Raw genomic sequence first — 849 nt, 5'->3', positions numbered from 1 at the left:
TCCGCGGGCCGGTGGCCGGCGGGTCCTGATCGGCGGGTTCGGCGGCGGCGGCGGACGGACGACCGTGGCCGCCGGGCTGGGCCTGGCGATGGCTGCGCACCATGGCCACCGGGTCGTCGCCGTCGACGCCTCCCCGGACCAGTGCGGGCTGCTCGCGCATCGGGTCGGCCTCATGCCCCCGGGGGTCGGCCTGCGGGAGCTGGCCGGCGCCCGCCCGCCGGTCTCCTCGCTCGAGGACGTCCGCCAATTCCTGGCCTCCGACGGTTCGGGTGGGCTGGAGGTACTGGCCGGGATGCGCGACCTTGCCGGTCCCGGCCTGCTGCCCGAGGAGCTGGCCTGGGCACTGGATCTGCTCGGCCACTGGTATCCGGCCGTCGTCGCGGACGCGCCGCCGGGCTGGAGCCAGCCGGTCCCCGCCACCCTGCTCGCCCGCGCGGACCTGCTGGTGCTCACCGTCCGCGCCGGGGAAGCGGAGATCGCGGGCGCGGACGACGCGCTGACCGCGCTTACCGCGGCCGGTCGCGGCGACCTCGCCGCGACCGTCATCGTCGCCATCGTCGAGACCTACCCGTCCCGGCTCAGCCGCAGCGCCCGGATGCGCCTGGACCATCTCGAGGATCGGGCGTACATGACGGTGCCGGTGCCGTTCGACGCGGCGCTGGCCGACAGCCGTCCGATCAACTGGTTCCGACTGCGCCGGCGAACCCGGTTCGCCTTTCAGCGCCTCGCCGGGGCGGTCGCCACCGCCCCGCTGCCCGGTTCCCAGCCGGCGGCGGTCCTCGCCCGCCCCGCTCTCGCCGCCGCCGATCCACCGGCTCGCCTCGCTGCCTGGCCCTCGGGGGCCTGACG

Annotated in this window: 1 protein-coding gene; it reads left to right on the top strand. The window is 76.9% G+C overall.

Annotated elements, in window-relative coordinates; translation table 11 throughout:
• Nucleotides 1–847, top strand: an 847-nt coding sequence (locus ND748_RS32995; protein ID WP_374216103.1) for a MinD/ParA family protein, incomplete at its 5' end; no start/stop codon positions are given.
• Nucleotides 848–849: the final 2 nt, after the last annotated feature.

This window comes from Frankia sp. AiPs1 (assembly GCF_023716945.1).
Lineage (GTDB): Bacteria > Actinomycetota > Actinomycetes > Frankiales > Frankiaceae > Frankia.
Note: the sequence above shows the minus strand (reverse complement) of the source record. Positions and strands in the feature narration are given on the sequence as shown.